Source organism: Enterococcus sp. 6D12_DIV0197, from assembly GCF_002174385.1.
Lineage (GTDB): Bacteria > Bacillota > Bacilli > Lactobacillales > Enterococcaceae > Enterococcus_D > Enterococcus_D casseliflavus.
Genome location: NZ_NIBN01000001.1, coordinates 2,089 through 3,619 on the forward strand (window position 1 = coordinate 2,089; position 1,531 = coordinate 3,619).

At 31.7% G+C, this 1,531-nt stretch carries 3 protein-coding genes; 1 reads left to right on the top strand and 2 read right to left on the bottom strand.

All coding sequences use genetic code 11. The features are described 5' to 3' along the window. On the top strand, positions 1-258 hold a 258-nt coding region (locus A5867_RS00015), incomplete at its 5' end, for a hypothetical protein (protein ID WP_170927482.1). Between the two features lie 767 nt (positions 259-1,025). On the opposite strand, the gene A5867_RS18305 is transcribed toward A5867_RS00015, so the two are convergent. Together A5867_RS18305 and A5867_RS18040 are read right to left on the bottom strand one after the other, a co-directional pair. Further along, positions 1,026-1,286, bottom strand: coding sequence for a hypothetical protein (locus A5867_RS18305; RefSeq protein ID WP_349290010.1), 261 nt, complete (start codon positions 1,284-1,286; stop codon positions 1,026-1,028). After that, positions 1,286-1,531, bottom strand: a 246-nt coding sequence (locus A5867_RS18040) for a hypothetical protein (protein ID WP_212648487.1), incomplete at its 5' end; no start/stop codon positions are given. The genes A5867_RS18305 and A5867_RS18040, both read right to left, overlap by 1 nt.

The following is a 1,531-nucleotide window of genomic DNA, read 5'->3' on the forward strand; positions in this document are numbered from 1 at the left end:
GTATCTTTAGGTATCTATTTTGATCCAAGAGAGCTTCCACCAGGACTATCTCCAGAGTTGGACAGATACAAAATCCAAATTGAAGAATTTGATCGCCGTTTCAGTTTGGCAGTGGGACTAGGTGTTGGTCTTACTCCAGTAGCTGTATTAGGCTTCTTAGGTTTATCAGGTATTGTTGCTACACAGGGAGTATTACAAGGTATTGCAGCAATACTAGCTACTATGATAGCTTTTTTTGAAGAAACGTTTAAAGACTAATTTCCATTAAAGCGACCGAATGATGTTATCACATTTTTTGTTATAGAGATGATAGACGGGTGAATTGAAATTTAGAACACAATTTTTATAAGTTAACTGACGAATAGAGCTAAGTCCTTCCAAAAACATGACAAATTTTTGTGGAGAACTTAGCTTTATCATTTAACATCGTTTATAGCATAAAGTATTTCGAGCAATATTAAGATATGATTCTATACATACACCAGCATTATAAACACCCTAAAAAACCTAAGTCCTGTCTCTTATACACATCTAGATGTGTATAAGAGTGGAACATTAGTTTTTGGCAATCAGTAAAATAAGTTATAAAATCTTATTATAACAATGTTTTATAGTTTCAAAAAGTCATTGTCAAAATGATTCTAATTAATCATTCCCAAAAACTACCGCTATTTTCTGTACGGATGTTCCAGTGCCCCCTTAAACGAGGGATCAAAAAAGGATCAAAAACTATTAAGTTTCTGACACCTTTTTTATCCTGAAATACATCTTATTTGGTGACTAATAACGGGAAGTATAAATACATCAACTTTTTAAAACGGTTCAGAGAAAATATCGTTGGCGCACTTTAAACATAAGATAGATGCATTTTGATTCTCTAAAGCCTTGAGGGATTTTTCTTGAGCGCTATTGATTTTGGGAGGAAATTGCCATTTAGTCCAACATGTTTCATAAGTACTTATTTCTTTCTTACATCTGTTACAATAAAATTTTTTTGACTTTACATCGTACATGTTAAAGCTCCTTTAATCTGTATTTGGACATTGGTTAACCATCTTTTTTGTAATTCTAAAAGATAGGTATATCGATATAAGCAAAAACAATAAACAAACTAAGAACAAGCAGAAAAAGAGAATGTAATTTGATAATTTAAATATTTCATTTATCATAGAAGTTTTCAATAAGTTTTGAACTAACATGAATATAACAATCAGTATCAGAAAAACGATTGAGCTTCCGTTTATTCCAGCTAAATAAACCGCTGGTACTAAAAGAGAAGTGTATATTACACCTGTCTCTTATACACATCTAGATGTGTATAAGAGACAGGAATATAACAATCAGTATCAGAAAAACGATTGAGCTTCCGTTTATTCCAGCTAAATAAACCGCTGGTACTAAAAGAGAAGTGTATATTCTGTCTCTTATACACATCTAGATGTGTATAAGAGACAGGTACTGTTGGAATTGGAAGTAATGAACGACCAAAAAACTTAACTATTCCAGAATTAAAATTACTAGAAGCAAATAA